At 36.2% G+C, this 6,000-nt stretch carries 5 protein-coding genes; 1 reads left to right on the top strand and 4 read right to left on the bottom strand.

The annotated features are described in order from the left end of the window. Window positions 1-124 precede the first annotated feature (124 nt). The 4 genes from D8M03_RS03385 to mutY all read right to left on the bottom strand — a co-directional run bounded on the left by D8M03_RS03385 (window position 125) and on the right by mutY (window position 4,122). Window positions 125-1,870 carry an ABC transporter ATP-binding protein gene (locus D8M03_RS03385; RefSeq protein ID WP_121213263.1) on the bottom strand — a complete coding sequence of 582 codons (1,746 nt, stop codon included), beginning with the start codon at window positions 1,868-1,870 and terminating at the stop codon, window positions 125-127. A gap of 127 nt (window positions 1,871-1,997) precedes the next feature. Then, window positions 1,998-2,549, bottom strand: a complete 552-nt coding sequence (ntdP, locus tag D8M03_RS03380; protein ID WP_121213262.1) for a nucleoside tri-diphosphate phosphatase — start codon at window positions 2,547-2,549, stop codon at window positions 1,998-2,000. A 262-nt stretch (window positions 2,550-2,811) separates the two neighbouring features. Next, entirely contained in the window at window positions 2,812-2,997 is a 186-nt protein-coding gene (locus D8M03_RS03375; protein WP_121213261.1) for a hypothetical protein, read from the bottom strand. Window positions 2,998-3,066: 69 nt separating this feature from the next. Beyond that, complete coding sequence (gene mutY, locus D8M03_RS03370; protein WP_121213260.1) at window positions 3,067-4,122, bottom strand: A/G-specific adenine glycosylase; 1,056 nt, start codon at window positions 4,120-4,122, stop codon at window positions 3,067-3,069. 199 nt (window positions 4,123-4,321) lie between these two features. Here mutY and D8M03_RS03365 point away from each other — a divergent pair, with 199 nt between their 5' ends. Continuing rightward, window positions 4,322-5,308: a metal-dependent hydrolase gene (locus D8M03_RS03365; protein ID WP_121213259.1), complete on the top strand. Its 987-nt coding sequence runs from the start codon at window positions 4,322-4,324 to the stop codon at window positions 5,306-5,308. The last annotated feature ends 692 nt before the right edge of the window (window positions 5,309-6,000 follow it).

Here is a 6,000-nt window from a genome sequence, read left to right as displayed (position 1 = left end):
ATAATGCACAACTCACCTTTTTCTGCTTGTTTCTAGTCAACTCAAGTATAGAAAAATAGGTGATGTTGTGCATTTTGTTTTTCATAAATTGTAGGCAAACCCCAACAATTAATATAGAACCTTTTTAGTCTAATTTTTGAATTTGGAAGAGATCATAATAGACTCCCTGTTTTTCCATTAATGTTTCATGGTTACCTTGTTCTACTAATTCGCCATGATCGATTACAAAGATTTTATCTGCGTGAGTAATCGTTGATAGTCTGTGAGCAATGATGATCGTTGTACGATTGCTTGCTAAACGGTCCAGTGAATCTTGGATAAGTGCTTCACTTTCTAAGTCTAAAGCAGAAGTTGCTTCATCCAACACTAAAATTGGAGGATTTTTCAGAAATACTCGTGCAATCGCAACTCGTTGTTTTTGACCGCCTGATAACTTTACTCCGCGCTCTCCTACTTTTGTGTCGTATCCATTTGGCAATGTCATAATAAAATCATGGGCATTTGCCGCTTTTGCTGCAGCAATAACTTCCTCATCTGTTGCATTTGGATTACCCATTAAAATATTTTGCTTAACGGAATCGCTAAATAAGATGTTGTCTTGCAACACAATCCCGATTTGTGAACGTAAAGAACTAATGGATACATCCGTAACATTATTTCCGTCAATCTTAACTGCACCATTTGTAACGTCATAGAAACGAGGGATTAAACTTACGATTGTGGATTTTCCACCACCACTCATTCCAACAAAGGCAGCTGTTTCACCTGGGTTAATAGTAAAATTGACGTTTTTTAATATCATTTGACCATCTTTTTCATACTGAAACTCAACATTTTCAAACTCTACTCTTCCTTTAACAGGAGGTAATGTATTAGCATTTGGCTTGTCTTGAACATCGTAAGTTTCATCCATCAGTTCAAACATACGATCCATTGATGCAATAGATTGAGTTAATGTAGTAGATGAATTCACTAAACGGCGTAAGGGGCTATAAAGTCTTTCGATATAGGCAATAAAGGCAGCCATTGTCCCAACAGATAAGTTACCATTAATTACTTCAAAACCTGCATAACCAATAACTAGTAATGGTGCAATATCTGTTATTGTATTTACAACAGCAAAAGATTTCGCATTCCATTTGGTATGGTCCAAAGCTGCATCTAAAAATTGACCATTTTCTTTATCAAAGATTTTTTGCTCATGTTTTTCTAATGTAAAACTTTTAATGATGCTGATTCCACTAACCCGTTCATGCAAATAACTTTGAACATGGGCCAAGGCTTGTGATCGTTTTCGTGTTAAATCTCTTAATCGACCAAAGAAATACTTCACACTGATTGCGAAAAATGGTAGTGAAATGATTGAAACGATTGTTAATTTCACATCCATTGCTAACATAATACCTATTGCAATAAGTATCGTAGCGACATCCAACCATAAATTCATTAAGCCAATCATAATGAAGTTCTTCGTTTGTTCTACATCATTTATCACACGGGAGATAACTTCACCCGCGCGAGTATTTGCATAATATTTTAAGCTTAATCTTTGAAGATGGCCGAAAAGTTCTTGGCGGATATCAAATAACACTTTATTTCCGACATGTTGTGCATAATATTGGCGGTAATATTCAATTGGCGGTCGAATAATAAAAAATAGTATCACTGTTCCACCTAGCCAATATAACAATGCCCTCATTTTTTCAGCATCTGTTAAATTTGGGGCTCCAATTATATTATCAATAACAATTTTGATTAAAATAGGAATAAACAATGGTATGGCAAACTTTAATATACCTATAATAATCGTTATGATAATTTCCCACTTGTACGGTTTTACAAATCTCATGTAACGATTTATACTGCTCAAATTAGATTCACTTCCTTATGTGTTCCTTGCCAGTATTTAATTAGTTGTGCCCAATTAAGTACACATGAAAACTATACGCTATTTTCTTTTCATGTACATTAAAAGAAGCCTACTGAAAACAGTAGACTTAAATTTTTTCATTAGATTGCATTTCTTTATGGAAAGAATATCGATTTGTCCAAACCTCAATAAAATCGGGTGCAAACGGCCCTCTTTTTTGTTTAATCCAGCTGATTAACTTATTAACATTACGTTTTAAAATTTTATCAATAACTTCTGGATAGCCCATTTCTTTTTTATGCAATTCATATTCATCTTCATCTAATAACGTATACGACATATCCGGAAACACTTTTACATCTAAGTCATAGTCGATATACTTGATTGCATTATTATCGAACACAAAGGGCGAACTCATATTACAGTAGTAGTAAACTCCATCTTCTCTTAACATACAGATAATATTAAACCAATGTTCCGCATGGAAATAGCATATTGAGGGTTCTCTTGTTAACCATGTTCGTCCATCTGATTCTGTCACAAGCGTCCGTTCATTTGCACCGATAAATATGTTCTTCGTACCTTTTAATACCATCGTTTCTTGCCAGACACGGTGGATGCGACCATTGTGCTTATAGCTATGTATTTGTATCGTTTCTCCTTCTCTCGGTATTGCCATTGTATTGCCCACCTTTTCGTCTATTGCTTTCACCTGTAACAGTCTATTAGGTATATTATAACAATGGTTCACAAAAACTTGTAGCATGAAGAACATATTTTCACAATACCTGTAAAAATAAATAAAATTAAACGGATACTGAGAAAATTTTACATTCAAAAAGGGTATAAATGTAAGTTGTTTTAGGTAAAATTTAAGGTATAGACACAAAAATGTCTATACCTTAAATTGACTTCAACGTCTAATTAAGATGTTGTCATCATTAGTTGTTATTACGGTTATTATTGCGTTGGTTGTTTTGTTGGTTTTGTTTTTGGTTTTGTTGACGTACTTGTTGGAAGTCTTGGTCAACTGCGAACTCTTCATTGTTATTGTTGTTGTTATTGTTGTTATTGTTGTTGTTACGGAATTCGTTGTTATTGTTATTGTTGTTATTTCTTCTCGCCATATCAATCACCTCCATGCTAAATATGATGGTCTGATATGGTCGAGATTATTCGACAAAAAATAAAATAAATTAATTCAGAACATTCACAATCTTCTGCATTGGCACTGACATCGGTAATTTTTTTATTTCATCCTTTGAGTAGAACCCAGCATTACTAGGAATTTCTGAAATTAGTTCAACTTTCACTAAGGAACATTCCATTTCCCATGTTAAGTGGGAGAAAATATGTTTAAAGGAAAGTAAAGTGTTATTAAGTACTTTTTTTATTCTACTTCCATAGTGAGTTGTAAACTGTTCTTCGGAATTCATATCATCTTTTATTTCAATCATCGGAAATTGCCACATGTCTGCAAGCAACCCCTCACTTGGACGTTTCTCTAATAAATAATGGTCATCCGAATTAATGGCAACATAAACTTTATACTGTACTTTCTTCGTCTTTGTTTTTTTCGTCTTTATAGGTAACTTGTCCATGTCACCTTCATGGAAGGCAATACAGTAATCTCGCACAGGACATAATAAGCATTTGGGAGAAGTCGGTGTACAAATCATGGCACCAAGATCCATTAACCCCTGATTAAAATCTCCAGGATGTTCATGATCAATTAACATCTCAACCACCTCTTCAAAAACTTTCTTTGTTTTCGGAAGCGCGATATCTTCTTCAATATGTAAGACTCGACTTAAAACACGCATAACATTCCCATCTACTGCATGTTCGGGCTTTTTATAGGCAATACTTAAAACTGCTCCTGCTGTATACGGTCCAACACCTTTCAGCTTGGATATGTCGTGCCGATTATCCGGTACCACTGAATTGTACTTTTCAACAACTTCTTTAACTCCTGCTTGTAAATTACGAGCTCTCGAATAGTAGCCAAGCCCTTCCCACATTTTTAATAGCTCTTCTTGGGGTGCATAGGCCAACGATTCTAGTGTTGGGTACTTTTCTAAAAAACGATTGTAATAAGGGATTACTGTGTCTACGCGTGTTTGTTGTAACATTACCTCAGAAACCCATATTTTATAAGGGTCAGAAGTTCTTCTCCACGGTAAATCTCTTTTCTCTCTTTGAAACCATTCAACTAAATTTTGTCGAAATTGTTCTTTATATTTATAATTCACACTTACCTCCGACAGATTTCGATTTTATTTTAATTAAAAAGGGTATAATATAGTCATATTGATTGATGAAAATTTTACAAAAAACTTCTAATTTTACAGAAAATGCTTTTTTAAACTTAAGCATTTGGAATATTAAACATGCATTCCCGAGTAGCAGATGTTTTTTATTAAACATTTGCGTTTACAAGGAGTTGATATTTTGGATTCAGGAACTCATTTAGTAATGGGCGTTGCATTAGGTGGTTTAGCTTTAGTTGATCCAGTTGTCGCAAATCACTCAATGACATTCGGAGCAGTTATGGCTGGAACGATACTCGGATCACAAGCACCCGATGTAGATACAATATTAAAACTTAGAAATAATGCAGTCTATATAAGACATCACCGCGGTATAACCCATTCTATACCAGCCGTTCTTTTATGGCCAATTGGAATTACTGTTGTTTTATCGTTAATTTTCCAAGAAGCGAATGTTTTACATCTGTGGCTTTGGACATTTTTAGCCGTATTTTTGCATGTATTTGTAGACATTTTTAACGCTTACGGAACCCAGGCGCTAAGACCGTTCTCTAGAAAATGGGTTGCGCTCGGCGTAATTAATACCTTTGACCCTATCATATTTGGTATTCACTGTATCGGAATTCTACTTTGGGTATTCAATTTTGATCCAGTGAGAACTTTTACAATTATGTATTTAATCATAATTGCTTACTATATCGTTCGCTTCGCTTTACAAAGTGCGGTGAAAAGAGCTGTAATTAACACAATCCAAGATGAAGATTTTGTCATCGTTGCCCCAACAATGCGTTTTTTCAATTGGCGTATCGCTGCAAAATCAAAAACCCATTATTATGTAGGAACTGCATATGGGCGAACAATCAATATTTACGATAAATTCGAAATCCACCCTATTCCCAAAACACCAATTGTTGATAAAGCTATGGAAGATGTCAATTTACAAGCATTTGTCTCTTTTTCACCAATTTATCGATGGGAAATTTCAGAAGTGGATAATGGATTAACGGAAGTGCGTTTAATCGATCTACGCTATCGAAGTAATGATCGCTATCCATTCGTAGCAGTAGCACATATCGATGAAAACCTAAACATCGTGAACTCTTACACGGGTTGGATATTCAGCGAAGACAAACTACAACGAAAACTCCAAATCGGTGCTAGTGATTAGAAAAGCGGAGCGCGTTCGTTCTGCTCCGAAAGCAACTGGAAGAATCAACAAAAGGGCGCTTTTTGCCCTTGAAGGCGATTCTGAAGTTGCCGAGGAGCTAACGCGCGTAGCTAGACAATGGAAAAGCGGAGGCGGCTTGTTTAGCTGCGAAAAAAACTGGAGACTCCTGCCAAGTGTGCTTGCACATGCAGAAAGGAGTTGAAGTTTTCGAGCAGCTAGCCGCCGCAGCTAGACAATCAGAAAAGCGGAGCGCGTTCGTTCTGCTCCGAAAGCAACTGGAAGAATCGACAAAAGGGCGCTTTTTGCCCTTGAAGGCGATTCTGAAGTTGCCGAGGAGCTAACGCGCGTAGCTAGACAATCAGAAAAGCGGAGCGCGTTCGTTCTGCTCCGAAAGCAACTGGAAGAATCGACAAAAGGGCGCTTTTTGCCCTTGAAGGCGATTCTGAAGTTGCCGAGGAGCTAACGCGCGTAGCTAGACAATCAGAAAAGCGGAGGCGGCTTGTTTAGCTCTTGACGGCACTGGAGACTTTGAAAATGAACTGCTTACACAATTAATGGTCTTCATCATTTGCAATGAAGACCATTTTTTATGATATAAGATTTTTTATTTATATGAATACCATTTTGGGCAATTTTCAGCTCAAATTCCGTCTTCATCAACGGTAAGAACACTATTTTGAACAATTACCGGC

The sequence above is a fragment of the Ureibacillus endophyticus genome (genome assembly GCF_003628435.1).
Lineage (GTDB): Bacteria > Bacillota > Bacilli > Bacillales_A > Planococcaceae > Ureibacillus > Ureibacillus endophyticus.
Note: the sequence above shows the minus strand (reverse complement) of the source record. Positions and strands in the feature narration are given on the sequence as shown.